Source organism: Archaeoglobaceae archaeon, assembly GCA_038734275.1.
Taxonomy (GTDB): domain Archaea; phylum Halobacteriota; class Archaeoglobi; order Archaeoglobales; family Archaeoglobaceae; genus WYZ-LMO2.
In genome coordinates this window covers 68,725-93,939 of record JAVYOO010000007.1, presented here as the reverse complement: position 1 = coordinate 93,939, position 25,215 = coordinate 68,725, and the positions used below count along the sequence as shown (strand labels likewise).

The following is a 25,215-nucleotide window of genomic DNA, read 5'->3' as shown; positions in this document are numbered from 1 at the left end:
TTGATGTTCCTCTCCTCATAATCGAGAAGGAAAGCGATCACGTGAAACTATTCCGCTATGATACGAATCAGATCGTTAAAAGCTCTCCATTTGTTTCCGCTGATCAATTGCTTCCAGTCTTTCAAGGTAGTGTGGAAGAATTCGGGAATTGGGTTTATTCCACATTCATTCAAGTTCCTCTCTCACAGGAGAGGAAAAAACTGGTTGGAGGTGGTTTGAATGGGAGAAGGTGAGAAGAAGGTTAAGGAAAAAGCCCGAAAGTATCTCTCGGGCTATGTTGAGTTTGGGATTTTGGGAAGGAGAGAGATCTGCATCTTCAAGAACGAAGGCAGAGAGAGCGATAAGCAACCGTTTTACAGGATCTTCGTAAGGGAAGGCGAAGCTTGGAAAGAAGTCGGAGCCTTATGGACAAGAGAGCTTAAGGAGAAGGAGAAAGAAGAAGATGACGAGCTATGAACAAACTGAGAAAGCTCCTTCTTGAGTTTGAAGAAAACGAGGATCATTCCACACTCACGGAACTTCTCAAAACTATCATCAAAAAACTCGAAGACATCGAGGATGAGCTCTCAAATCAAGATGTGGAGATCGAGAAAGTGAAGAGGAGCTTATGAGGAATCTGCTAATCGATCTTGGTCTTGGGAAGAAAGTTTCTGAATATGACTGCTACATCTGCAATGGTCTTGGAGATTGTAAGTATCGGATAGAGTTCCGATATTCGATTTACTGCGTGAAGGATGCCGAGAAAATTGATGATCGGTTAATTCTATGAACTACCTTCAAAAGTTCAAGCCAAAGCCGAAGATCAGGATAGAGGAGCCAAAGAAGGATCAAAATACTCAGATCGCAATCACAATCAGAAAGAAGCCAAAGCATGTGGAAAGAAAGAGAAAGCCGAGCTGTCTTGATTGCATCGATGGAAAGCTGATCAAAACCGATGACAACTTTAAGGGTAAGACTGAAGTCTATTGCTATATGTGGGATCTCATAGTCCATCCACGCCAAGCGAGAATTTGCCCTCGTTTCTGTCCACGAAGTGGTGAGAAGGATGGAGGAAGAAGGAGAAGTAGAAGAGTTTGAAGAAATTGAAAAGAAGTTCGAAGAAACCAAGAGGGTTAAAATGGTTGAAATCGATTATAATTGGGGAAAAGACGGGAATGGCTTGATGATAAGTGTGAGAGACGACGATCTTGATGCTTTGAAACTTGCGAAAATTGCATTAAAGATTTATAAAAAGTTAAGAGCGTATGACATGGGATCAAGGGCTTGATTTTGAAAAAACACTTAAGAAGCTCTTAAGAGACTACAACGAAGAAACGAATTTGCGAAGGAAGACAAAGCTCGCAATTCTCATAACTCAGCTCCGCAATGGCTCGAGGATAAGCGAAGCCATCGAAGCGATAAGCCTATTCAAGTCCACAGGAGAGCGAGAGCTTGCGGTTAAAGTCAGGAAGAAGCGAGGGAAAGAGGAGTTCAGGAAGATGATAATCCCCGAGCAGATCAAAGCCAACCACATTGTGGAGATCCCGAGCAAGGAAGCGGTGATCATGTTCGCAAAGAGGAGATACGATTTCAACACTCACAGCTTACGATATGCGTTCATAAGCTACCTTGCAAAGCGTGGAGTAAGTCCACAGATCATAGCGAAGATAACTCGCCATAGTAAGCTCGATATGATCCTCAACTACACTCAGGAAAAACTTGCGGATGAGATTTTGATCAAGCTTCCTTAAGTTTTTTGGCAAAGTCTTATTAATTTCCGAGCCAACTTCATTCATGCAAGAATCGATATCTCTGGTTGACATACTCAATGAGCTTAGAGAGATAAAGAAGAGAATTGAAAGGATAGAAGATGCCATAGAAGATCTTGCGGACTCGATTTTGACTCCTGAAGAGGAGAAATTGCTTCGAGAAGTTGAAGAAAAGATAAAAAAAGGAGATTTTAGCGATTTTATTCCGGTCGAGAAACTTGATGAAGTGTTGAAATGACCTACGAGGTTTATTTACATCCTGAAGTTGTTAAATTTCTCAAAAAGCTTCCAAAAGAAGACGTTGAACGGATAAAAGCCAAGTTATATGAGCTTAAAAATCCACATTTTGTCAAATCTGTCAAAATCAAAGGTGGAAAAGCGTTCAGAGTCAGAGTTGGGGATTACAGGATTATTTATACTCTTGATGAAGACAGAAAAGTCATCGTGGTCTTTAAAATAGATAGAAGGGAAAGGGCTTACGATCGACTTTAGTTTTGGAAAAATCACTTCTTGCTGTAGAGTCTAAGCTCGGTTAAAAACTCCTCAAGGGCTTATGTTTAAGATTGTAGTTATCCGCATTCCGTTCTTAATTATTCTCCAGCAGAAAACTCGAATTTTTGGACAGGCGAAAATGCGTTATAGATGGTGTTATGGCAGGGCTTGAGAGTGAGTTCGGGCTAATAGTTGAAGCCTGTAAGATGATTTCTCATCAGAGTCATAAAACTGGTAGAGGGAGAAGACCACACCCGAGGGCTATACTCTATACTATCGCTTACCTTGCTATTAAGAATGGTTGGAGTTTGAGAGATGCTGAAAGATGGTGCAAGGAAAACTTTGAGCTGTTAAAATCGCATGGCTGGAACCATCGGAATCCCCCTCGCAAAAGCACCTTGCACAATACAATGAGAGAGATCGATGCTTCCACTCTGCAAAGAATCTCAGCTCTCGTGAAGCATCTGAAAGGGGAGATTAGGTTGTTCTTTTGAATACTTAAAATTTTGATTTTGAGTAAGAAGAGAGTTTCCTTATGGCTTTATGATAACGTTTTTGGGTTAAAACTGTTATCTTATACTTAAGGTTAGTCAACAGTAAGATAACGCAAAAATCTTCAACATTTTCACCGGACTTAAAGTTCAGAAACAAGTTTTTAAGATCTTTGGAAATATTGTCATTTTTTAGTATCAATTTTTATGATTATAAGAACATCTTCGAGTTTCATGGCTTTAATATTTTCAAACCCTTTCTCTCCTCTCTTTTTTTGCCTTGATATCCAGTCCATAACGCGTCTTTGATTTTTGACAGGAATAAAAAGGATTTTCTTATCTGAGTGGATAAAAAGGAGAATCTCCGAGTAAATTCTATTTATATTTTCGAGTTCGATCGCATCTCCTTCGATCAGGGCGGGACGTTCCATATATAGATTTATATAACAAAGGTTTATATACTTTTATGCTAAATTCTCGTGGAATGTTTATTGCTTTGTCCCCAAACAATCTGGATATTATTTTAAGTTTTAATTCAATTCATATTATATCTCATATAGAAAAAATAATGTTTATATACTTTACATACGTTTTCCGTATAGTCCCCCCCTCACATTCGCAAGTCCTGAGGGAAATAGTTTCATGAACTACTATTGTATATTATGAATTATTCCACAGAGTTATTTTCAAAACTGATAGAACAGCTTTCTAAATCGATTTTCGGCAAAATTGGGATAGAAAAGGGCTTCCTATTAAGCTTTATAATGCAATGCTACTTTGCATGAATATTCTCAATCGTTTTTCTGCGGAGATGTGGATTATAGCTTAAAATAAGAAATCCGATAAAAATCCCGATGAGTAGGCTGAGTAGCCCGAGTAGAGTGGGCTTCTCTATATACTACCCTTACTACCCTCAGTCTCGCATACAATTCATCAAGAGCCCCGTGGTGAAGCCAATATTCGAAGGAAGTCCGCAACACTGTTTGTCACTCATCCCTGAGCAAATTCCTTAAAACTCAGCAAAAAACCTTTTAAAAGCCTTAAATCAAAATCGAAGCCCAAACAGCAAGTCGCACGCGATAAAATTTTCCTTTATTATTACAAAGATTTATTTTTTATACTTCCTCCTTTTGCAAATCCGGGCTTTTGTATTTTTATTCTTAAGCTCTACCCTGCTGAAATTTCTTTGATTTTTTAAAAAAGCTTTTTAAATTCAATTTTATTCAAAAAGAATGCGAAGAAAAAAGTCGCACACCTTTATAAATGAGTTGCAACTTTGGAGGTTTGCGAGAGTATATAAATAAAAGAGGGCATTAGAAAGCTTTAAATTGAGAAAGGAGTAAAAATTCATAAGGGTTGAAATCAGACCAAAATGGGATTGAAAGCACGAATATAAAGCTCCTTGAAGAAGCAGTCAGAAATGAGTTGAAATCAGACCAAAATGGGATTGAAAGTGGGTAGCCTAAGGCAACGGGAGTCTTCATTTTGAAAGTTGAAATCAGACCAAAATGGGATTGAAAGGATATTTCAAATCGTTTGCTGTGTGTAAGCTTTGAAAGTTGAAATCAGACCAAAATGGGATTGAAAGGCTGAGCCCTGTGGGGTAGGAGGTGATGCCATGTGGCTTTGGTTGAAATCAGACCAAAATGGGATTGAAAGTATGTCGCATACTTCAAACTCGCTTAGTTTCTTGCTAGTTGAAATCAGACCAAAATGGGATTGAAAGTTTTCGAGTTCTCGATATGGATCAGTTTCGGGTATCTTGTTGAAATCAGACCAAAATGGGATTGAAAGACTACCGTATCAAGAATACCTATGTTCTCCAAAAAGCAGTTGAAATCAGACCAAAATGGGATTGAAAGTATTCAGCATATAATAATTCTCTGCTCATTGATACCCGTGTTGAAATCAGACCAAAATGGGATTGAAAGTGGGGTTTAAAGACGCATTCTTTATCCGATAAAAATCCTAATGGCTTCTCAGCTTAAGAGTGTTGATCAATCTGTCCACAACCTTCGAATACCAGATATCAGCTTGAACGGTCTTTGCGAGATAATGAGCGGATCCAACGGTTGTGGAAGCTCTTCTCTGGATGAAGTCTGCAACGCTTTCGGGAACTCCATTCATGATCAGGAAGTTGAAGTTCCATTTTCGGATTGTGCTTGCGGAAACTCTTCCGATCTGTGTTTCATTTTGAGCGACATGGTAGGAGATGCTTAGCTTTTTAAATTCCACAGAACTTGGGAAGTAGATCCAGTAAGACTTTTTACTTCCCCGTGAAAAGCGGAAAGCGGGATATCTGCGGACTTTCTTGTTTACAACCACGACGTCTTGGGAATTGAAGGAGTTAAGAGCTCTTATTATGTGCTTTAGTCTCACTCCCGAGAAAACCATTAGCTCAAAGATCAGCTTTATCTCTTCTCTTTTAATTTCGGAATATGCTTTCCTGAGCTCTTCATCGGTTATGTGGATCTCTTTAGCTCCATATTGTGGGATCTTGCACTTCTTTCTCCACTTGCTCAAGGGAAATTCTCCGATGAAGTCCACATCCTGTTCCTCAAGGAAGTTGAAAAAATTTCTCAATCCCTTGTGGATTTTGTCTCCATTGGCTTCGAGGAGAATCTCTTCAAGATCATTCGGAGTCGAAACATCTTCTAAGTCTCCAGAGTATTTCTTTATTGCGGAAATGTAGTCTTTAGCGGTGCTTTCCATTATTTTCTCGGATTTTACTCTATTTTGAAGCCATTTTATAAAATCTTTCTCATGTTTTTTGTAAAAGCTCCAGAAGTTAAACGGAAGGTTTTCCGAGCTTATTTCTGGGAAAAAGTTACCCTTACACGGCGGAGATCGCCGGTTCGAATCCGGCCGAGCCCATTCCTTGCGGGAATTTGAGCAATTTAAGAGGCTATCGTTAAATTCTCGATTTTTTGAATGGCTTGATTCTCGTTTTGGAGGCTGTGGAGTTTTATTTTCGCTGGATATCCCATATGAGAAATTTTTTCGCATATGAGATTCGCCTTTCTTAGAATCAAACTCTTTTATCAATTCGAGTATTTTCCGCTCGATTAAATCTGAAATGGAAACGCTTTGAACTTTAGCAATCTCTCGCAACTCTGAGAGAAGATCTTTATCCACACGGAACAATTAACTCTACCGCTTGGCTTTCTTCCCATGTGTGGAGTTGGCAACCTGAAGAAAAACCACTCGGGTAGCTATTAAGTTCCCGACAAAGAACTTAGTGCCTCAAATATACGCCTTAACCTTTTTAGATCTTCGTTTTAGATAAGCAGTTGTTGCTTCAAGCATTCTTTTTCCATAGGGTTTTCGCTTTTTAGATAATTTCTAAATTCTGAGAATGCTTCCCATCAATTACGTATTCTAACTTGCGGATTCGGAATAAAACCGAGATATCCGCAAGTTCTTTTTCCCCACGCACCTTCACTGGCAGAAAAATCCTTTGCTTTTCTGGTTTTCCAGGTTCAATAATGTCATCGAGTAGATCCACAATCTCACAATTTCTTGGAAATAGGATCCCGTGCTTTTGAAGACTTTTCTGAAGCACACGTTTATCAGCCGCAGGACCTGCGTAAGTTACATATAGCTTGTTTTCACTTACTTTAGCGAATTCCATGAGGATTTTTCGCTCTTGATACTCGTTTTCAGCAGGAACTACTAAGGTCATACTCCAGATCAAAAAAGTAATCTCACGTTTCTCAAGAATTGGGATACTTCCGAGAACAAGCGGTCTTCCGTTTTTATAAGCTCTTGCATAGTTGTATATTGGTTCAAGTTGCGACTCAGGAAGATCTGCTTGGGCAAAAGCGACCCGTTTTATGTATTTCAAAAGAAATTCACTACCCGTGGATTTGAATTCATAGACAAATTCATCAGTTGTCCCATCAGGAACACCCACAACGATGTATTTCTCCCAGACGAAATTCTACCTGATAGTGGCGTATTTTTCGGCAAAAAATGAGTGGCATAGATCCCCTCTTTCCTTTGAGGGGAGATCATATAAATCTACAACCCTAAAGCCTCTCTTTTCAAATTCAGTAACCACTTTAACTTTTGACTTGTAGGGAAGCGATGGATTTAGAACTACCTTTTTCACAGCTGAGCGCATGAGGTTTATCTTCAGGTTAATTTCTTTTAGAAGTTTTTCTACGTCGGCAAAAGTTATCTCTTCACCCACACAAGGAGTTCGTTTTCAGATTTAGGACGCATTTTAACATATCCCAGCAAAAGTGAATATTCGAGTCTATCTCCCAAATACGGCCTAAAGAACATCAACTCCTCGTCTAAACTTCTCAAAAGACTTTTGTTGGGACACCAAAAAGCTCAGCGATGTTTGCGATGCCGAGAAAAAGCTCTTCATTGGCTCCACGGCTTCTTACCCATCTTTGGCTCACTGCCATTTCTGTGTAAAGATTAGTAAAGCCCCCTTAAATGCTTTTCAATTGTATCAATAAGCTTTTTTCTCGTAAAAGGCTTTTCTATAATCTCCAGAGCTCCGGCTTTAAGGAGATCTTTACCCTTCTGAATGGAAAAAGCAGTTATACCTATTATTTTTGCATCTGGATCTCTCTTCTTTATTTCCTTCGTTGCTTCAATCCCATCCAGATCAGGTAAGACGATATCCATCAGCACTATATCAGGTTTATAGATTTTGTAGCTGTAAATAGCTTCTTTTCCCGTTCTTGCAAGAATTACTTCGTAATTTTCGGATAACATCATCTGAAGAACTTCCAGAACCGCAACGTCATCTTCAACTATCAAAACGCGCTTGGCCATATTTTCCAACATAATCACCAGTTTTTAACAATTACCATTTCTCATAATGGATCCTGTCTTCCCTATATCTGTCCGAGGCTTCAAAGAATTCTTCGCCGCTGTGGGGATAACCAAGGGCGATTAGGCTGAAAACGATTATTCCATCCGGAACTCCTAAAACTCTCGCAAGCGATTTCATTCTGCTTTCCACAGGATAAACTCCGAGCCAGCATGAGCCAATGCCCAAAGCTCTGGCAGCTATTAAAATGTTCTGTGTCGCTGCACTGCAATCCTGAATCCACATCGGATTCGGATACTTCGAGAGTTTCGGATCACAGCAAACCGCAATCGCCGCTCCTGCATTCACAAGCATCTTTCCATATGGATGCGCGTTGCTAAGTTCCTCAAGCTTTTCTTTGCTTTTGATTACAATGAAGTGCCAGGGTTGTTCATTTCCGGCTGAAGGTGCCTGAAAACCCGCTTTAAGAATTTTATTTAAATCCTCATCAGAAATCTTCTTACCCGTGTAACTCCTTATGCTCCTTCTTGTGTATATGATTTCAAGACATTTCTCCATACCATTTTTTAGCTCATCAATTATTAAGTTTTTTGGTATTAAAAAATAATTCAATTATGGCACTAACTGCTACTAAAAGATAGAAAATTATTCAAAATAATATTTGCCAAAAATTTAAATTTCGGAGCCTCAAGAACTTTCAGAGTAATTTTTACTGTCTTATCCAAATGAGAAATTATGTTAGATCTGCCACCGATAAAAACCGATAAATACAAATAAAGGATCACCCGGAAGGAAAGTAAAAAGCACTCACTCTGGGGTGGTGGTTGATGGTAGAAAGAAAGAAAATAGAAATTCCTGCAGGAGCAAAAGTGAAAGTCAGCGTCGGTGCTGAGGAGAAATTCCCATTCGACATATCTCCGATGTATGAGGGCGAAAGAATACGCAAGGAAGACATGTTTGTAGAACTTGGCGGTCCAAAAGAAGTGAAGTTCGAACTTGTTATGGCACTGCCAGCAGAGCAAGTGGAAGACATGAAGGTTACTCTTGTAGGCCCGGATCTTGATGAAATGAAAGAGGGTGGGAATTATCCATACGCCATGATCTACTACATTGCCGGTAGCAAAGTTGAAACGGATCTCGAGCCTGTAATTGAGCGCAGAAATCACGACTTCCAGAATTACATCGAGGGCTACATGCATCTAAACCAGAGATACGATGTTTGGGTCAGAATTGGCAAGAACTCTATAAAGAAGGGTTTAAAGAGTCTTATACAGATCGCGAAGGCTACAATGATGCTCTACAAGAATGAGTTGCCGTTCATCGAAAAAATCGAGGCGCTATATATCACTGACAAGGCACTTGTTGAGAAATTGTTGAAAGAAGTTGCAATGCCGATTTACGAAGAGAGAGACAAGAGAGTCGAGATGCTTCATGATGAAGATGTCCAAGAGTTCTACTCATGCACACTCTGCCAGAGCTTTGCTCCGACAAATGTGTGCATAGTCTCCCCAGATCGTCCTTCGCTTTGTGGAGCAATTAGCTGGTTCGATGGTAGAGCTGCTGCAAAAGTGGATCCCGAAGGGCCAAACAGGGCTGTGCCAAAGGGAGAAGTTCTGGATCCAATTGGTGGTGAATACAGCGGTGTTAACGAATTTGCAAAGCAGGAGAGCGGTGGAGAATATGAGAGAATCAAACTGCACAGCTTCTTTGAGTTCCCACACACGAGCTGTGGATGCTTTGAAGTTATTGGCTTCTACATGCCAGAAGTTGACGGCATTGGCTGGGTGCATAGAGGTTATCCAAGCCCGGCTCCAAATGGCCTGACTTTCTCGACAATGGCTGGACAAACTGGTGGTGGAAAACAGGTTACTGGCTTCCTTGGAGTTGGGATGGCTTACTTCAGAAGCAAGAAGTTCATTCAGGCAGATGGTGGCTGGTATAGGGTTGTCTGGATGCCAAAAGAACTTAAAGAGAGATTATCGAAATACATTCCAGATGACATTCGAGATAAAATAGCTACCGAAGAGAATGCAAAGACGCTGGATGAGCTCAAGGAATTCCTGAAGAAGGTTGATCATCCTGTGGTAAAGGGAGTCGTTAGAAAGGTTGATGGAAAGAAGATCACAGAAGGATGGGCTGAGGCTAAGGAAGAGAAGAAAGAGGAAGTGAAGGAGGAGGCTAAAGCCCCAGCACCAGCTGCTCCAACCCCAGCGGTTGCACAACCAGCAATGATGCCAATGCAAATGCCAGCTTTACAGCCTTTACAGCTACCTTCTATGCCAATGCCCGCTCCACAGGCAGCACCAGCGGGGATTAAGCTTGTGATAAAGGATGCAAAGATCACAATTGGCAAAATCGTGGTTAAGAAGGGAAAGGGGGAAAGCTGATGGAAAAAGAAGTTAAGAAGATTAAAGTTATCCTCGTTGGAGCAGAGATCAGAATCCCGGAGGTCATAATTGAGGAGGAGGAATGACTACTGTAGCAGTGACGGGAAAGGGGGGAACGGGAAAAACCCTTGTCTCCGCCCTCCTCATCCATTTTATTTCAAAGAAGAGTAGTAAAGTGCTTGCTGTGGACGCGGATCCAGACAGCAATCTTGCGGATGCCTTGGGCGTTGAAGTAGAAAAGACACTTGGCGAGATTAGAGAAGTGTTCCAAGTAAGCAGAGACGAAATGGGGACAATGAACAAGGAACAATGGCTTGAAGGTAAAATCTACGAGGCTATTTGTGAGTGCAAAGGCTATGACTTGCTTGTAATGGGTCGTCCCGAAGGAGAGGGATGTTATTGCTTTGCCAATTCCTTGCTTAGGGGTGTTCTGAGAAAACTTACCAAGCACTATGAATTTGTGATCATCGATAGCGAAGCCGGGCTTGAGCACTTCAGCAGAAAAACAATCGACAGTGCTGATTACATTCTGATCGTGACTGACATGTCCAAAAAAGGACTTGCGACTGCAAAGCGAATAAAAGAGCTTTCAAAAGAGTTAAAGCTAAACTTCAAGGACATTATGCTTCTCGCAAACAGAATTGCCAATGAAGAGGCCGAAGAAAGGATAAGAAGCTTCGCAGATGAGGAGGGGATCAAATTACTGGAAGTCCTTCCCTACGACGAAAAGGTTGTCGAACTTGATCTGAAGGGTATCCCGATTGTCCAATTGGAAGCGGATTCTGAAGTTTATAGGCGTATGGGTAAGGTTGCGGAAGTATTTTTGAAGAGGTGAGAGATTGTCAAATAAGTTCAAGCTTGAGGACTTTTTAAAGTTGTTGAAGGAATATGATGTAGAGAGGCTGGAGGACGTCAAAATTGAGGGAGATTTAGAGATCGAAATTGAAGGATCTGCAATCGATCTTTCCTCGATTGCAGCACTGTATTCTTTGCTAAACGAATTTAGAAACTTCTTCTATCACACAAACATGGCCTTGGGTTATTTGCAGAGAATTTCGACCATGCTTGGAATTCCTGCACCATTCCAGATGCCACAAGTGCAACCCGTTGTAGCTCCTGCAATGCCAACTGCTCCCGAAATTCCATCAGCTCCCGAGCTAAAACTGCCGGAAAAACTGATAGAGGCAAAATTTGAGGCGCCAAAAGTGGAATATCCGGGCTACATTGAGGAGGTTGTTCTGGGTGCAACGAAGGCAGATGGAGGGACAAGAGACTACGTAGTAAAGCTTGGTGGCGAGAAGAGTTTGGCTTTCTACATTTTCGACAAACCACAGCCGAATTTGCCAGCAATAGCCATAGACGTTTTCGATCGACCACCATCACTTGCGAAGGCGGTTAAGGTGCATTATGAAGACGTAGTTGGCAGTCCAGCAGAGTGGGCGAAAAAGTGTGTAAAGAAGTTTGGAGCGGACATGGTTACGATTCACCTCGTAAGCACTGATCCGTTGCTTGAGAACACGCCTGCGAGCGAAGCGGTGAAAGTGGTTGAAGACGTTCTGCAGGCAGTTAAATGTCCTATAATAATAGGCGGGAGTGGTAACAAGGATAAGGATCCAGAAGTGCTTGAAAAAGCTGCAGAAGTTTGTGAGGGTGAAAGAGTAATGCTTGCAAGTGCTACACTCGACATGGATTGGGCAAGGATATGCGAAGCTGCAAAGAAGTATGGACACGTTGTGCTGAGCTGGACACAAATGGACATAAACAACCAGAAGACTCTAAACAGGTATTTGCTCAAACGTGCAGGAATGCCAAGGAACAGCATCGTAATGGATCCAACAACCGCAGCCCTTGGTTACGGGTTGGACTATGCGTTCACGAACATGGAAAGAATAAGGATTAGCGGTCTTAAGGGAGATACAGATCTGAACTTCCCGATCTCAAGTGGAACAACAAATGCCTGGGGAGCAAGAGAAGCTTGGATGACAGATTCTCCGCTTGAGGGCGACACACCATGGGGTCCAAGAGAGCTTCGCGGACCAATCTGGGAGATAATAACCGGTTTAACACTCTCCCTTGCTGGTGTGGATATCTTCATGATGATGCACCCATTGGCAGTGGCTGTGCTTAAGGAGATCTTCAACACTCTTGGCGGTAAAGTGAAGGGCGGAGTTGCTGACGCAGGAAAATGGATCACTGCGGAGGTGTGAAGAATGAAGGTAAAGAGCCCACTTGAAGTTTACAACTACTTGCCAAGGACGAACTGCAAGGAATGTGGCTACGACACTTGCATGAGCTTTGCTTCACACATTCTTGACCGCTCTGCGAAAGTTTTCGATTGCAAGCCTCTCGTGAAGGATGCTGAGAAGGATCCCAAGATCAAGGAGAAGCTTGAGAAGCTTATTGAGATCACTTCGCCCGAAATTGCAGAAGTTGTTGTCGGCGTTGGCGACAAGGCAATAAAGATCGGTGGCGAAGAAGTTCTGCACCGCCACGAGCTAACCTTCTTTAACCCGACAGCATTCTTCTTCGATGTCTGGGACACACTTGACGACAAGAAGATCCAAGAGAGATGCGAGAGGGTTGTGAACTACAAGAAGTTCTACGTTGGTAAATACCTCACACTCGACGGCTTTGCGGTGAGATGCACCTCGAACGATCCAAAGAGGTTTAAAGAAGTTGCCAAGAAAGTTGCGAGTTATGGAAAGCCCATGGTTCTGATTGCACTTAATCCGGAGTGCATGAAAGCAGCACTTGAAGAAGTTGCAAACCAGAGGCCATTGATCTACGCTGCAACTGAAGGTAACTGGAAGGAGTTCATGAAGCTCGCTCTTGATTACAAGGTGCCTGTTGCGATAAGGGCTAAGGATCTGAACGTGCTAAAGAGCATAGCTGTTACATTCAAATCCGCTGGAATTAAAGATATCGTGCTTGATCCGGTAACAGAACCCCTTGGCGAGGGGTTGCAAGGAACTTTCGAGAGAGTGGTTCAGCTCCGTAGAAAAGCTATTCTGGATGGTGACAAAGACGTTGCATATCCGATTTTGATTACTCCGATATCCGCATGGCTTATCGAGGGCGATGAAGTGACCAAGGCATACTGGGAGGCAGTAATTGCAGGAATGTTCATCGTTAAATACGGCGACGCGATGATCTTCCACAGCATCGACCAGCACGTCGTGATGCCAACACTAACGCTTCGCTTCAACATCTACACCGATCCACGCACTCCAGTGCAGGTTGCTGCTGGATTAAGGGAGATCAACAATCCTGGTCCAGATGATCCCGTATTCCTGACAACTAACTTTGCCCTTACTTATTACACGGTCGAGAACGATTTGAACAGTGCAAAGATAAAGGGTTGGCTACTTGTCGTTAACACAGACGGGATTGGCGTTGAAGCAAGTGTAGCTGGCGGAAAGCTGACTGCTTCAAAAGTAAAGGAGATCATTCAGGAAACAAAGGTTGCTGAAAAGGTTAATCATAGATACCTCGTAATTCCGGGACTTGCTGCAAGACTCCAGGGAGCAATTGAAGACGAGACTGGCTGGAAAGTGCTTGTTGGCCCAATAGACTCTGGAAGAATCAAGGGCTGGATGGAGAAAAACTGGCCACCCAAGAAGTAATAAATTTTTATTTTATTTAAATTCGACTTTCTTGATCCACTATTCTTCCGTCCCTCAGTTTTACAATCCTTTCTGCATAATCTGCAAGAGATAAATCGTGGGTAACAAGAATTACAGTCACGCCGTGTTCTTTGTTCATCTTCTTGATAATATCCATCACCTGTCTTCCTGTTTTGCTGTCCAAGTTTCCAGTGGGTTCATCGCAGAGAAGAATTGAGGGTGAATTCGCCAATGCCCTTGCTATTGCAACCCTCTGTTGTTGCCCTCCACTGATCTCATTTGGCTTTCTATCCGCCACTTCTTCAATGCCTACTTGCTTTAACAGTTCCATAGCTCTCCTTCTTCTCTCTTCTTTTGGAACACCTTTGAAAATCATAGGAAGTTCAACATTTTCAAGAACCGTAAGCGTTGGAACGAGATTGTATTGCTGAAATATAAAGCCTATGCTATCTCTTCTTAGCTTTGTAAGTTCTTTGTCGCTTAGCTTGGAAGTCTCAGTTCCGTTTATGATTACCTCGCCACTTGTCGGTTTATCGAGGCATCCTATTAAATGGAGAAGTGTGCTCTTCCCACTGCCAGAAGGGCCCATTATTGCAACAAATTCACCCTTTTTGACTTCCATGGTTATTCCATTAAGAGCGTGAACTTCGTAAAATTCAGTTTTATATACCTTGTGAACATCGATGAGCCTAATTACATTCATCGCTGATCCCTTGCTCTACAAGTATAATAAACCATTGCATGCTACTCTATTTCATCAATACTCAATTCTTCTCTCAGATTAAGCAAACATTCAAACTCACTCGGAGATATGATCGGTCTTTCAAATCTCCTGTAATCATCATAAGTGATCCTTGGACAGGCCGTATTAACGTAGAAATCAAACGGTAAGTTAATAAGCTTCTCTGGAGTTATATCCCCGATATATACAATCAAAGCTTTCAGCCCACTCTTCAATGCCTCTTTCTTTAGTCTTTCTGCCAAATTAAGCCTTTTTTGTCCGGGTTTGGTTGAAACCAGTATTCCAACCCTATTCAGGCCTATACATCTCGAAAGCTGAAGATATCTCTGCTTAACAAATTCTCCCGAATCAACTGGAAAAAGTTCTAAACTAAACGGATTTATTGCATAAACCCTTTTTCCCGTGTAGAAAGACGCACCCATAGCATGAAAGAGACCATCACCAATGAAAACAACCGCATCCGCAGTGGAACTTCTTAGAGCTGTGTAATTGCAACCAAGAATTTGCCCCGGGTATTTTACTCTCTCGCTACCCTTTTTGAGTTCAATTACAAAGCCTGCAGATTCGAGCAAACCCTTTAGCTCGGAAAGTTTGTGGCAGAACTGCACAGTAGCGATCAAAGCGATTTTTCTTTCGGGGATTCTTTTAATTACGTCTGCAACCTTCTCTACATTGAAATCAACAAAATAAGGTATATATATAATTTTATCTAATTTTAAAATTTCACTGTGAGCATAATGATACAGAACATCGACGTCTGCCAAGAGGTTCAAATCGATATCACATGCTCCAAAACAACTTTCTCCGCTCAGTATAACATCAGAACCAAGTTGCTCACAGATTTCGAAGACTTTCTTTTTAAGCCCATCTGGAAGCTGTAGACCGATTCGCATGATTTCACGTTTGAAGAGATTATTAAAATCTTGCCCATTATTGCAAAAAATTTAGAAAATTGATGTGCAAATTGGAAACTCATCACCTAAGTTTGGAAAAATTAATATCTCTTCAGCACGTTTGAGCTCTCAATGAAGTTTAAAGTAAAAGTGATACCCCTCAGGACCGAAAAACTCAGCGTAGTGCTCAATCAAAACGATGCTGAAGATCTCGGGTTACTGCCCGGGGATAGAGTAAAGGTAATAGTTGGAAAGGAATCCTTCGTGGCTGAAGCGGATATCACGGATATGGTAGAAGCCGGAGAAATTGGTGTTTGCTACTTCACCGCAGAAACATGTAAAATTGACGAAAAGTGTCTGGCTGAAGTCTACCCAGTATCAAGACCTAAATCGGTGGAATTCATAAGAAAAAAGCTCGAAAATGGAAAATATTCCGTTGTAGAGATAAAAAGTATAATCGAGGATATTTCAAAGAACGTTCTAAACGAACTCGAGATTTCTGCATTCATTTTGGCGAATGAGATTGTTGGAATGAGTGATGAGGAAGTCCAGTGGATGATCGAAGCGATGGTTGAAAACGGAGATAGAATATCATTTGAAAGAGGAATGGTCGTAAACCTACAGAGCATCGGTGGATTGCCAAGCAATGAGTTTCATCTGATTGCGGTCCCAACAGTTGCTTCAGCTGGACTTCTTATTCCGAAAACCGCGAGTAGAGCAATAACTTCTGCAAGTGGAACCGCCGATACGATGGAAGTTCTTGCTGATGTGAATCTGAGCATAGAAGAAATAAGAGAGATCACGGAGAGAGTTGGTGGGGTTATAGCGTGGGGCGGAGCTACAAATATAGCTCCTGCAGATGACAAGATAATTAGAGTTGAATACCAGCTTGAAATAAGCCCAAAACCACACGCAATTGCGAGTTTGCTTTCAAAATGCATCGGAACGGATTCAAAATTCATCTCAATCGATATTCCTGTAGGTGAGGGTGTTAAAATCGAAACTCTCGAAATCGGGAGGAGTTTTGCGAACTACATAGTTGAGCTGGGTAGAAGATTGGGGCTCACGACGACGGCAACACTTACTGATGGTTCACAACCTCTGGGAAAAGCTGTTGGGCCTGCTCTGGAAGCAAAGGAGATTCTTGAAATTCTTGAGTCTGGAAATGCAGAAAATCCTTTAGTAGACAAGGCCCTTAGCTTTGCTGGTATTCTCTTTGAAATGACGGGCATAGCGGGAGATGGGTATGGCTATGCGAAGAAAATTTTTGAGAGTGGAAAAACGCTTGAGAAGTTCAGAGAAATAATCGCTGCACAGGGGGGAAATGAGAAGATAAGGGCTGAAGATATTCCGATTGGGGATAAGACTTTTACAATTACATCCAGCAGAAGTGGGATAGTGAGAAGAATTAACCTGAAGGCTGTAAACGAAGTTGCAAGATCTGCTGGTGCTCCGAAGGATAAGGGGGCTGGAGTGTATATACATAAGAAAAGGGGGGATGTTGTTAAGGCGGGAGATCCCCTTCTGACGATATATGCCGAGAAGGAATGGAAGCTTGACAATGCAATTGAAACTGCAACAATGAAAAAACCGCTGGAAGTTTCTGGAGTAATCATAGAAAAGTTCAAGGGGGGTTATTGATGATTCTGAGAACTATGCTTCTTCCAATAAAGTCTGGAAGACCTAATGTTGCTCTGAATGAAGTGGATGCGGACGAGCTTGGTGTATTTGAGGGAGATCGAGTTCAAGTAAAATACGGAAGAAAAAGAGGTAACTTTACTGTCCAGATAGCAAAAGAGATCGTCCCACAGGGATATATTGGAGTGACAGACTTTGTTTTAAAAGAACTCGCTCTTGAAGCTGGTCTGGAAGTTGATGTAACCCCCACAAGGAAGCCGAAAAGTGTGGAGTTCATAAAGAAAAAAGTGGAAGCAAAAAAGCTTGAGCAAGAAGAGATTAGAGCGATAGTTTTTGATATCGTAAACAACACTCTTAGCGATATAGAGATCGCCTCATTTGTGATATCATCGATGCTTCGTGGAATGGATTTTGACGAAATCGAATGGCTCACAAGAGCGATGATTGAAAGCGGTGAAAGACTTCACTTTGATAAGGGAACAGTTGTAGATAAGCACAGCATTGGAGGAGTTCCAGGAAACAAGATATCGCTCATAATAGTCCCAACAGTTGCTTCAGCTGGACTTCTTATTCCGAAAACCGCGAGTAGAGCAATAACTTCTGCAAGTGGAACCGCCGATACGATGGAAGTTCTTGCCGATGTGAATCTGAGCATAGAAGAAATAAGGGAGATCACGGAGAGAGTTGGTGGGGTTATAGCGTGGGGCGGAGCTACAAATATAGCTCCTGCAGATGACAAGATAATTAGAGTTGAACATCCACTTTCGATCGACCCTCGCCCCCAGCTTCTTGCAAGCGTAATGGCCAAAAAAGGTGCTATCGGGGCAAAGCATGTTGTTATCGATATCCCTTACGGTGAGGGAGCAAAAATAGAAAGTGGTGAAAAAGCCAGATCACTTGCAAACGATTTCATAGAGCTTGGAAAAAGACTTGGCCTTGATGTTGTATGTGCACTAACTTACGGCGGACAGCCAATTGGCAGGGCAGTTGGACCTGCTTTAGAGGCAAAAGAGGCATTAAAAGCGATGGAAGAACGAAAAGGTTCAGCGAGTCTGCTTGAAAAATCTCTCGGAATCGCGGGACTTTTATTTGAGATGACGGGCATAGCGGGAGATGGGTATGGCTATGCGAAGAAAATTTTTGAGAGTGGAAAAACGCTTGAGAAGTTCAGAGAAATAATCGCTGCACAGGGGGGAAATGAGAAGATAAGGGCTGAAGATATTCCGATTGGGGATAAGACTTTCACAATTACCTCGAGATTCGAAGGGGCGGTTGTTGCCGTAAACAATAAGGCGATTGTTAGAATTGCAAGATCTGCTGGTGCTCCGAAGGATAAGGGGGCTGGAGTGTATATACATAAGAAAAGGGGGGATGTTGTTAAGGCGGGAGATCCCCTTCTGACGATATATGCCGAGAAGGAATGGAAGCTTGACAATGCAATTGAAACTGCAAGATCCGAGCCCCCAATTCTCGTTTCCGGTATGATATTGGAGGTATATGGGAAGAGATAGGAGGTGTGAAAATGATAGAAGTTTTGGACGGGCTTAAAGATGTAATCGCATGTGAAAGTAAGATTTCGAGAATAGAGCTGATAGGTGATAAGGCTATTCTGGAATATCGGGGCTACGATATCAGAGATCTGGCGAAATACGCAACATACGAGGAAGTCGCGTATTTGTTACTTTATGGAGAGTTGCCAAAGAAGTATGAACTCCAAGACTTCAGGATCGAGCTTGCTGAAAGGAGAGAGTTGCCTCCACAGATTATAGGACTGCTGACTCATTTACCCCAATACACGCATCCAATGGTCGTTCTAAGAACTGCAACAAGCTATCTTGGTTCTTTGGACAAAGCCAAAGATTTAAAGACACGAGAAGAAAATCTGGAAAAGGCAAAGAATTTGATTGCAAAGTTTCCAACCATAGTGGCTTACTACCACAGAATAAGACTTGGCAAAAACTTAATCCCGCCAACACTTGAGTTAAGCCATGCTGGGAATTTTCTCTACATGATGAACGGACTTGAACCTTCAAAAATTGCTGAAAAAGCTCTGGATACAGATTTAATTTTACATGCAGAACATGAACTCAACGCATCAACCTTCGCAGCAAGAGTTGCAGCCTCAACGCTTGCAGACATGTATGCATGCGTAGTAGCTGCGACTGGAACTTTAATGGGCCCCCTGCACGGTGGTGCAGCACAGGAAGTGATGAAGATGTTAAGAGAAGTTGCAACTCCGAGGAGAGCTGAAGAATACGTTAAAAAGAAACTTGAGAAGGGAGAAAAGCTAATGGGCTTTGGGCATAGGATTTACAAGCACGTTATAGATCCAAGAGCCGTAATTCTCAGAGAGCTTGCAATGGAGTTGTCCAAGGCAGGAAATCCGATTTGGTTTGAGATAAGTGAGGCAATAGCTGAAAATGCGTATAAATACAAGAAACTCCTCCCCAACGTGGACTTCTACTCTGCAAGCGTTTACGCAAACCTGGGAATTCCTGATGATCTGTTTGTAAACATTTTCGCAATGGGAAGAATTAGCGGATGGCTTGCACACATAATCGAGCAATATGAGAATAATAAGCTGATAAGGCCGAGAGCCAAATATATTGGGGAAGTTGAAAGAAAATACGTGCCTATCGATCAAAGATAAATATTTTTTATAAAATTATTTGAGCAGAAATGCAAATGATTTTTAAGCCCACGGCAACCGAGAAATGATGGAGTTGCTTGTATACATAGACGGAAAATTTGTTCCGGAAAGTGAGGCGAAGATCAGCGTCTTTGACCACGGCTTTCTTTACGGTGATGGAGTTTTCGAAGGCATAAGAGCCTACGATGGCAAGGTTTTCAGACTCAGAGAGCACATAGACAGGCTTTATGACTCTGCAAGAGCTATAAATCTGGAGATTCCGCACACCAAGGAAGAGTTCGAAAAGATAATCCTCGAAACGCTCAGAAGGAACAAACTCAGGGATGCCTACATAAGGCCCATTGTGTCTCGAGGGGTTGGAGATCTTGGCCTTGATCCGAGAAAGTGCAAAAAACCCACGGTAATTGTAATAACAAAACCATGGGGCAAACTTTACGGAGATCTATACTCCAAGGGGCTGAAAGCTGTTACCGTTGCGGTTCGCAGAAATTCTTTCGATGCCCTACCGCCCAACATAAAGTCCTTGAATTATTTAAACAACGTTCTTGCAAAGATAGAGGCGAACGTTAAGGGTGGAGATGAGGCAATCTTTTTGGACAGGAATGGATATGTCTCCGAAGGGAGTGGGGATAACATCTTCGTCGTAAAGAGGGGTAAGATAACAACTCCACCTACAATTAACAATCTACGCGGAATTACAAGGGACGTGGTAATAGAGATAATCAATCGCCTTGGAATTCCATTTTCAGAGGCAAATCTTGGTCTTTACGATCTTTACACTGCAGACGAGGTGTTTGTAACGGGAACTGCTGCAGAAGTTGCACCGATTGTTGAAATAGACGGAAGAATCATAGGCGACGGAAAGCCAGGAAAGATTACTAAGCTGATAATGGAGGAATTTGAAAAAGTGACAAAGACTGAGGGAGTACCGATATATGAGTGAACTTTTCACTCTTATCGTTGAGCTCGAAGATAAACCGGGGCAGCTTTTAAAGGTTCTTGAACCGATAGCCAGGAATGGTGGAAACATAGTGGGAATATTCCATCAGAGGGGAAAAAAGACTCCGCTTAACCGAATTCCTGTAGAGATTTCCTTCACCGCAGACTCAAAAAAAGCTGAAAAAATTATTGCAGAACTGCAAAAAGAAGTCTTAGTCAGGAGATTCGGAGAACTAAGAACGGCAGGAGTTTCTTTATTGCTTATTGGCCACATAATTCACACTGATGTTAGCGATACGATTCAGAGAGTCGATAATAGCGATGCTGAGTGCGTTGAGCTCAACGTTACAATGCCAGAGCGTAGTGAGCCCTCAACCGCAATGATAACAATAACAGCAAAGAGTGAACAAGCTCTGCAAAAAGCATTGGAGAGAGTGAAGGAGATTTGTAAGGAGAAGGGTATCATGGTAATAGAACCGATAAATGATGAGATATGATAAAAATAGCGATCATAGGCTTTGGAACTGTTGGACAGGGCGTTGCAGAACTTTTGATCAGTAAAAGAGAGGAGATTAAGAAGAAAATTGGTGATTTCAGAGTTGTGGCAATTGCAGATCTTACTGGATCAATATCGGGAGACTTCAGCCTTGAAGAAGTTCTTGAAATAAGAAAGAGGACTGGAAGATTGCCCAGCGAAAGAAGTGCAATGGAGATCGCTGAGGAGGCGGACTACGACGTGATGATCGAGGTTACAACGACGAGGCTGGATGAAGAGGGAATCGCATACATGAAAACCGCCCTTAAGAGGGGAGCAAGTGTAATAACGAGCAATAAGAGTATTGCAGTCGATTTAGAAGGTTTGTTGAGACTTGCAGAAAGAAATAATGCAAAGCTCATGTATGAAGCAACCGTTGGAGGAGTAATGCCGATTATAAGACTTTTAAACAGCTACTTGGCTCTTTGTGAAATCCTGGGGGTTAGGGGAATTTTGAACGGCACATGCAACTACATTTTGACAAGAATGGAGGAAGAGAAGTTACCCTACCACCAGATACTTAGTGAAGCCCAGGAAATGGGGATCGCGGAAGCTAATCCAAAAGCAGATGTGGAAGGAATTGATGCGGGCATAAAGCTCGTTATCTTGGCAAACACAATTGGAATTCCCGCAAAGTTTAAAGATGTGGAAATACATGGAATAACAAAAATTACTCCCCAGGCATTTAGCGTTGCAATGTTGAAAGGCTACACGATCAGGCTGATTGCAGAAGTCAGCAAAAAAAATCTCAAAGTATCTCCAAGGCTCGTGCCAATAAACAGTCCACTTGCGATCAAAGGAACCATGAACGCTGCAATGATAAAAACTGATACCGCAGGAGACATATTTGTAGCCGGAAGAGGAGCAGGAAAGTTTGAAACCGCGACCGCAATCCTTTCAGATTTATATGAATTGGTTAGAACCCACTAAGATTTTTATTGTCCTTTGTTTTTTACTTTACGCCTGTCGTTTAGACTTGAAGGCAAGGATTGTTCCAAACAGAGTATGGAAGTTAATGTTAGTGGCAACAATCCCGATAACAGCATATCAGATCTATGAAGTTGCAATTTTAAACAGGACCATTCTTTTTCTGGCCCTCTTTGGTGTTATTTTCATCGTTCTACTCGCATATCTGCTCTATCGAATGAATGCCTATGGTGGAGCTGACGCAAAAGCTCTAATGTGCTTGGCAGTAATCTTTCCACTATACCCCGACTTTTGGGGATTTCCAATAATAAATAAGGGTTTTGGTATCTTTGCCTTTTCCGTTTTATCGAATTCTGTGATTTTTGCTCCGATCATGATGTTTGGATTGCTCTTCAGAAATCTCATTATGGAAGGACCGCGTGGTTTTTTAAAGACGCCACTTTACTACATCGCCGGCTACAGAATCCCCATTGAAAAGATACACTTTCACAACCTTTTTGAATTTTTAGACGAGAAAGGGAATCTAAAAAGAGTTCGAAGAGCGGTGGAACCAAGCGAAGAGATGATTTCAAGGCTTAAAAAATACAAAATTGAAAAAGTCTGGGTCACTCCCGCATTGCCATTCATTATTTTCATAACTTTTGGCTATGCAATTGCAATCGTCTTCGGAGACATTCTCTTTTTCTTGCTAAGCATGATTCTCTGAAATCTTTTCATAGCACGCTTCGTAAAGCTCTATTTTCATTTTCAACAATTTGAAGACATCTAAATCTGTTTCAATTTTCTTGCCACATAGCTTAAGACACTTCTGTTCACATCCTGAACTTCTCTCACGAAAATAAAATAAATCGCAGAATCGATCAAACTCTCCAATTGGCAAATTTAAAAAGCAGATGTTGCAACGGATATGTATGCACTGGGCGGACGTCATAGCATCCGAGCTTATTGAAATTTCAAGCTTTCATAGGATAGCCACGGGGATTTCTCCATCCGGGCATATTCATCTTGGAAATTTAAGAGAAATGGTAACTGCAGATGCTGTAAGAAGAGCTTTAATCGATGCTGGTGGTAAAGCGGAGATGATCTACATTGCAGATGACATGGACCCCCTTAGACGAAGATACCCCTTCTTGCCAGAAAGATACTCTGAATATGTAGGAATGCCACTTTGCAATATTCCAGATCCTTTAGGCTGCCATGAAAGTTACTCGGAGCACTTCCTACAGCCTTTTCTGGAATCCTTAGATATTCTTGGAATTCCAGTTGAAGTCAAAAGGGCCAGTGAGATGTATAAGCAAGGGCTTTATGAATCTGCAATAAAAACATCCCTTCTCGAGAAAGAAAAAGTAGCCCAGATCATTAGAGAAGTTACGGGAAGAGAACTTGAAGATGACTGGTATCCATTTATGCCCCTCTGTGAGAACTGTGGGAGAATTAACAGCACTTCTGTAACAGGATTCGACGATCATTGGGTCTATTATTCTTGCAAATGTGGTCACTCTGGCAGGGCAAGTTATAAGGGCGGTGGAAAGCTAAGCTGGCGTCTTGACTGGGTTGCAAGATGGAAAATACTGAAGATTACATGTGAACCTTTTGGCAAAGACCATGCAGCAGCCGGTGGTAGCTACGACACCGGTAAAAGGCTCGCAAAAGAGATATTCGACTATCCTCCACCTTATCCAGTTCCATACGAGTGGATACATCTAAAGGGAAAAGGAGCGATGAAAAGCTCAAAAGGAATCGTTATACCGGTTCGAGAGTTTATAGAAGCTATCCCGCCGGAAATTGTAAGATACATTATAATCAGAGTTAAACCAGAAAGGCACATAGACTTCGACCCCGGATTTGGTCTTCTCGAAATCATCGATGAGTTCGAGGAAAAGATTTTGGAGAGGGATCGAAGTGTCCAGCTAAGCCTTGTAAAAGAAGTGAAGTATTCTGAAGTTCCATTTAGACACCTGATCGTTGTTGGACAGATTGCCAATTGGGATCTTGAAAAAGTTCTGGAGATTCTCGAAAGAAACGGATATAAACGTGACTTGATTTTTGAGGATGTTGAAAGGCGATTAAAATACTGCAAAGTCTGGCTTGAAAAATATGCTCCCTCCAATTTGAAATTTGAGCTTATAAAGGGAAAGGTCGAGCTAAGTGATGAGGAGAAGAGATTCATAGAAAGATACTCACAAAGACTCGAGGAGACAATGAATGCTGATGAAATACATACACTCGTTTATGAAGTTGCAAAAGAACTTGGTATTGATGCAAACAAGGCTTTCAAAGCAATTTACAAGATCCTAGTTGGCAAAGAACAGGGGCCAAGAGTTGGCTACTTTATAAAATCTCTCGGAGTTGAGTGGGTGAAGAAGAGATTCCATGAAGCGTATTGAAGCTGGAAGCTACTACAGCTACCTGCCAGAAGGGTGCAAGCTTTGCAGGCGTGGGGCTAAGCTCGTTTTATTCATAACTGGACTCTGCAATAATTCATGTTTTTACTGTCCGATTTCGAAAGAGAAAAAAGGAAAAGACGTTATTTTTGCAAACGAAAGAGAAGTTAGGAGCTTTGATGATTTCATTGCTGAAGTTGAGCTTATGAGCGCAGAAGGTGTTGCGATCACAGGCGGAGAACCACTGCTAAAGCTTGAAAGAGTCTTAGAGTTCACCAGACTTTCCAATAAACTTGGTCTTCACGTCCATCTATACACATCGATCCCCGCAAACGAGAGGGTGCTAAAAAGGTTAAAAGTTGATGAGATCAGATTTCATCCTCCTGAATTAAGCAACCCAGAGTTTTACGAAGAATCTATAAAAATTGCAAAAAAAATTGGTATCGATGCCGGTTTTGAAATCCCGGCGATAAGATTTGAACCCAAAATTGTTGAAATCGCTAACAGGAATGATGCTTTTTTGAACCTAAACCAGCTTGAGGCAAGTGAGACAAATTGGGCAGAACTAGAGAAAAGAGGTTTTAAGATTGTGGACTACTATGTCGAATGCCCTGAAATCGTGAAATCGTTCGAAAGAGTAAATAAATTCCACTATTGCAGTGCAAAGTTCAAGGATTCAGCACAATTTCGCAGAAGACTCATAAGAATGGCAATGAACCATCCTGATTTTTACCTTGTAACAAGAGACGGGACCCTTCTTTGCTGTAGAATAGAAGGAGATCTAAAAAAAGCGAGGGATGTCTTAAAAGCTTCAGGCTTCGATTTTTCCGTTTTTGATGACTGTATAGAGACTTCTATAGATGTCGCAGAGAATGAAAAACTTAGAGAAGCTTTAATATCTGCGGGCTGTAAGGTTTACCTTGTGGAGAGATACCCAACTGTTAACAGAACTTTGATAGAAGTTACACAGGTTTAGA

General features: G+C 41.8%; 31 protein-coding genes and 1 CRISPR repeat array. Of the genes, 23 read left to right on the top strand and 8 right to left on the bottom strand.

Annotated elements, in window-relative coordinates; all coding sequences use genetic code 11:
- From QXI54_07800 to QXI54_07755, 10 genes are all read left to right on the top strand, one after another.
- On the top strand, positions 1-233 hold a 233-nt coding region (locus QXI54_07800; GenBank protein ID MEM0303055.1), incomplete at its 5' end, for a hypothetical protein.
- Positions 220-456, top strand: coding sequence for a DUF736 family protein (locus tag QXI54_07795; GenBank protein ID MEM0303054.1), 237 nt, complete (start codon positions 220-222; stop codon positions 454-456). The genes QXI54_07800 and QXI54_07795, both read left to right, overlap by 14 nt.
- Complete coding sequence (locus QXI54_07790; GenBank protein MEM0303053.1) at positions 453-611, top strand: hypothetical protein; 159 nt, start codon at positions 453-455, stop codon at positions 609-611. Before QXI54_07795 ends, QXI54_07790 begins: the two co-directional genes overlap by 4 nt.
- Entirely contained in the window at positions 608-769 is a 162-nt protein-coding gene (locus QXI54_07785) for a hypothetical protein (protein MEM0303052.1), read from the top strand. The genes QXI54_07790 and QXI54_07785 overlap by 4 nt, the downstream gene beginning before the upstream one ends.
- Positions 766-1,077 carry a hypothetical protein gene (locus QXI54_07780; protein ID MEM0303051.1) on the top strand — a complete coding sequence of 104 codons (312 nt, stop codon included), beginning with the start codon at positions 766-768 and terminating at the stop codon, positions 1,075-1,077. The genes QXI54_07785 and QXI54_07780 overlap by 4 nt, the downstream gene beginning before the upstream one ends.
- Positions 1,046-1,267, top strand: coding sequence for a hypothetical protein (locus QXI54_07775; protein ID MEM0303050.1), 222 nt, complete (start codon positions 1,046-1,048; stop codon positions 1,265-1,267). The genes QXI54_07780 and QXI54_07775 overlap by 32 nt, the downstream gene beginning before the upstream one ends.
- Positions 1,245-1,730, top strand: a complete 486-nt coding sequence (locus tag QXI54_07770; GenBank protein MEM0303049.1) for a hypothetical protein — start codon at positions 1,245-1,247, stop codon at positions 1,728-1,730. The genes QXI54_07775 and QXI54_07770 overlap by 23 nt, the downstream gene beginning before the upstream one ends.
- 43 nt (positions 1,731-1,773) lie before the next feature.
- Positions 1,774-1,986, top strand: a complete 213-nt coding sequence (locus QXI54_07765) for a hypothetical protein (protein ID MEM0303048.1) — start codon at positions 1,774-1,776, stop codon at positions 1,984-1,986.
- Positions 1,983-2,240 carry a type II toxin-antitoxin system RelE/ParE family toxin gene (locus QXI54_07760; GenBank protein ID MEM0303047.1) on the top strand — a complete coding sequence of 86 codons (258 nt, stop codon included), beginning with the start codon at positions 1,983-1,985 and terminating at the stop codon, positions 2,238-2,240. Before QXI54_07765 ends, QXI54_07760 begins: the two co-directional genes overlap by 4 nt.
- A 158-nt stretch (positions 2,241-2,398) precedes the next feature.
- Positions 2,399-2,734, top strand: a complete 336-nt coding sequence (locus QXI54_07755) for a hypothetical protein (protein ID MEM0303046.1) — start codon at positions 2,399-2,401, stop codon at positions 2,732-2,734.
- 182 nt (positions 2,735-2,916) lie between these two features.
- On the opposite strand, the gene QXI54_07750 is transcribed toward QXI54_07755, so the two are convergent.
- From QXI54_07750 to QXI54_07725, 6 genes are all read right to left on the bottom strand, one after another.
- The gene (locus tag QXI54_07750) at positions 2,917-3,162 is read right to left on the bottom strand and encodes a hypothetical protein (protein ID MEM0303045.1); all 246 of its coding nucleotides are present in this window, start codon (positions 3,160-3,162) and stop codon (positions 2,917-2,919) included.
- 924 nt (positions 3,163-4,086) lie between these two features.
- A CRISPR array of direct repeats spans positions 4,087-4,662; the repeat unit is 30 nt; unit sequence GTTGAAATCAGACCAAAATGGGATTGAAAG.
- A gap of 37 nt (positions 4,663-4,699) precedes the next feature.
- Complete coding sequence (locus tag QXI54_07745; protein MEM0303044.1) at positions 4,700-5,443, bottom strand: integrase; 744 nt, start codon at positions 5,441-5,443, stop codon at positions 4,700-4,702.
- Between the two features lie 619 nt (positions 5,444-6,062).
- A complete protein-coding gene (locus QXI54_07740; protein ID MEM0303043.1) occupies positions 6,063-6,644 on the bottom strand; it encodes a hypothetical protein in 582 nt (193 codons plus the stop codon).
- Positions 6,645-6,671: 27 nt separating this feature from the next.
- Positions 6,672-6,923: a hypothetical protein gene (locus QXI54_07735; protein ID MEM0303042.1), complete on the bottom strand. Its 252-nt coding sequence runs from the start codon at positions 6,921-6,923 to the stop codon at positions 6,672-6,674.
- A gap of 236 nt (positions 6,924-7,159) precedes the next feature.
- On the bottom strand, positions 7,160-7,522 hold the full coding sequence (locus QXI54_07730; protein ID MEM0303041.1) for a response regulator: 363 nt from the start codon (positions 7,520-7,522) through the stop codon (positions 7,160-7,162).
- Positions 7,523-7,553: 31 nt separating this feature from the next.
- Positions 7,554-8,078: a nitroreductase family protein gene (locus QXI54_07725; protein MEM0303040.1), complete on the bottom strand. Its 525-nt coding sequence runs from the start codon at positions 8,076-8,078 to the stop codon at positions 7,554-7,556.
- A 269-nt stretch (positions 8,079-8,347) separates the two neighbouring features.
- Between QXI54_07725 and cdhC the strand changes: the two genes are divergently transcribed.
- The 4 genes from cdhC to acsC all read left to right on the top strand — a co-directional run bounded on the left by cdhC (position 8,348) and on the right by acsC (position 13,530).
- Positions 8,348-9,907, top strand: coding sequence for a CO dehydrogenase/CO-methylating acetyl-CoA synthase complex subunit beta (gene cdhC, locus QXI54_07720; protein ID MEM0303039.1), 1,560 nt, complete (start codon positions 8,348-8,350; stop codon positions 9,905-9,907).
- An 82-nt stretch (positions 9,908-9,989) separates the two neighbouring features.
- Positions 9,990-10,742, top strand: coding sequence for an AAA family ATPase (locus QXI54_07715; GenBank protein MEM0303038.1), 753 nt, complete (start codon positions 9,990-9,992; stop codon positions 10,740-10,742).
- A 4-nt stretch (positions 10,743-10,746) separates the two neighbouring features.
- The gene (cdhD, locus tag QXI54_07710; protein MEM0303037.1) at positions 10,747-12,114 is read left to right on the top strand and encodes a CO dehydrogenase/acetyl-CoA synthase subunit delta; all 1,368 of its coding nucleotides are present in this window, start codon (positions 10,747-10,749) and stop codon (positions 12,112-12,114) included.
- Positions 12,115-12,117: 3 nt separating this feature from the next.
- The gene (gene acsC / locus QXI54_07705) at positions 12,118-13,530 is read left to right on the top strand and encodes an acetyl-CoA decarbonylase/synthase complex subunit gamma (protein ID MEM0303036.1); all 1,413 of its coding nucleotides are present in this window, start codon (positions 12,118-12,120) and stop codon (positions 13,528-13,530) included.
- A gap of 16 nt (positions 13,531-13,546) precedes the next feature.
- Here the strand turns inward: acsC and QXI54_07700 are convergent, their stop codons facing one another.
- Both QXI54_07700 and dph2 read right to left on the bottom strand, forming a co-directional pair.
- The gene (locus QXI54_07700; protein ID MEM0303035.1) at positions 13,547-14,233 is read right to left on the bottom strand and encodes an ABC transporter ATP-binding protein; all 687 of its coding nucleotides are present in this window, start codon (positions 14,231-14,233) and stop codon (positions 13,547-13,549) included.
- Positions 14,234-14,274: 41 nt separating this feature from the next.
- A complete protein-coding gene (gene dph2, locus QXI54_07695) occupies positions 14,275-15,165 on the bottom strand; it encodes a diphthamide biosynthesis enzyme Dph2 (GenBank protein MEM0303034.1) in 891 nt (296 codons plus the stop codon).
- A gap of 132 nt (positions 15,166-15,297) precedes the next feature.
- Between dph2 and QXI54_07690 the strand changes: the two genes are divergently transcribed.
- From QXI54_07690 to QXI54_07650, 9 genes are all read left to right on the top strand, one after another.
- On the top strand, positions 15,298-16,806 hold the full coding sequence (locus QXI54_07690) for an AMP phosphorylase (GenBank protein MEM0303033.1): 1,509 nt from the start codon (positions 15,298-15,300) through the stop codon (positions 16,804-16,806).
- The gene (locus QXI54_07685) at positions 16,806-18,314 is read left to right on the top strand and encodes an AMP phosphorylase (GenBank protein MEM0303032.1); all 1,509 of its coding nucleotides are present in this window, start codon (positions 16,806-16,808) and stop codon (positions 18,312-18,314) included. The genes QXI54_07690 and QXI54_07685 overlap by 1 nt, the downstream gene beginning before the upstream one ends.
- Before the next feature lie 11 nt (positions 18,315-18,325).
- Positions 18,326-19,453, top strand: coding sequence for a citrate/2-methylcitrate synthase (locus QXI54_07680; GenBank protein MEM0303031.1), 1,128 nt, complete (start codon positions 18,326-18,328; stop codon positions 19,451-19,453).
- A gap of 67 nt (positions 19,454-19,520) precedes the next feature.
- A complete protein-coding gene (ilvE, locus tag QXI54_07675; GenBank protein ID MEM0303030.1) occupies positions 19,521-20,396 on the top strand; it encodes a branched-chain-amino-acid transaminase in 876 nt (291 codons plus the stop codon).
- A complete protein-coding gene (locus QXI54_07670; protein MEM0303029.1) occupies positions 20,389-20,889 on the top strand; it encodes an ACT domain-containing protein in 501 nt (166 codons plus the stop codon). The genes ilvE and QXI54_07670 overlap by 8 nt, the downstream gene beginning before the upstream one ends.
- Complete coding sequence (locus QXI54_07665) at positions 20,886-21,857, top strand: homoserine dehydrogenase (protein ID MEM0303028.1); 972 nt, start codon at positions 20,886-20,888, stop codon at positions 21,855-21,857. The genes QXI54_07670 and QXI54_07665 overlap by 4 nt, the downstream gene beginning before the upstream one ends.
- Complete coding sequence (locus QXI54_07660) at positions 21,835-22,560, top strand: A24 family peptidase C-terminal domain-containing protein (protein ID MEM0303027.1); 726 nt, start codon at positions 21,835-21,837, stop codon at positions 22,558-22,560. Before QXI54_07665 ends, QXI54_07660 begins: the two co-directional genes overlap by 23 nt.
- A gap of 205 nt (positions 22,561-22,765) precedes the next feature.
- Positions 22,766-24,241 (top strand): lysine--tRNA ligase, encoded by a 1,476-nt coding sequence (gene lysS, locus QXI54_07655; GenBank protein MEM0303026.1) that lies wholly within the window; start codon positions 22,766-22,768, stop codon positions 24,239-24,241.
- Positions 24,228-25,214 carry a radical SAM protein gene (locus tag QXI54_07650; GenBank protein MEM0303025.1) on the top strand — a complete coding sequence of 329 codons (987 nt, stop codon included), beginning with the start codon at positions 24,228-24,230 and terminating at the stop codon, positions 25,212-25,214. The genes lysS and QXI54_07650 overlap by 14 nt, the downstream gene beginning before the upstream one ends.
- Position 25,215: the final 1 nt, after the last annotated feature.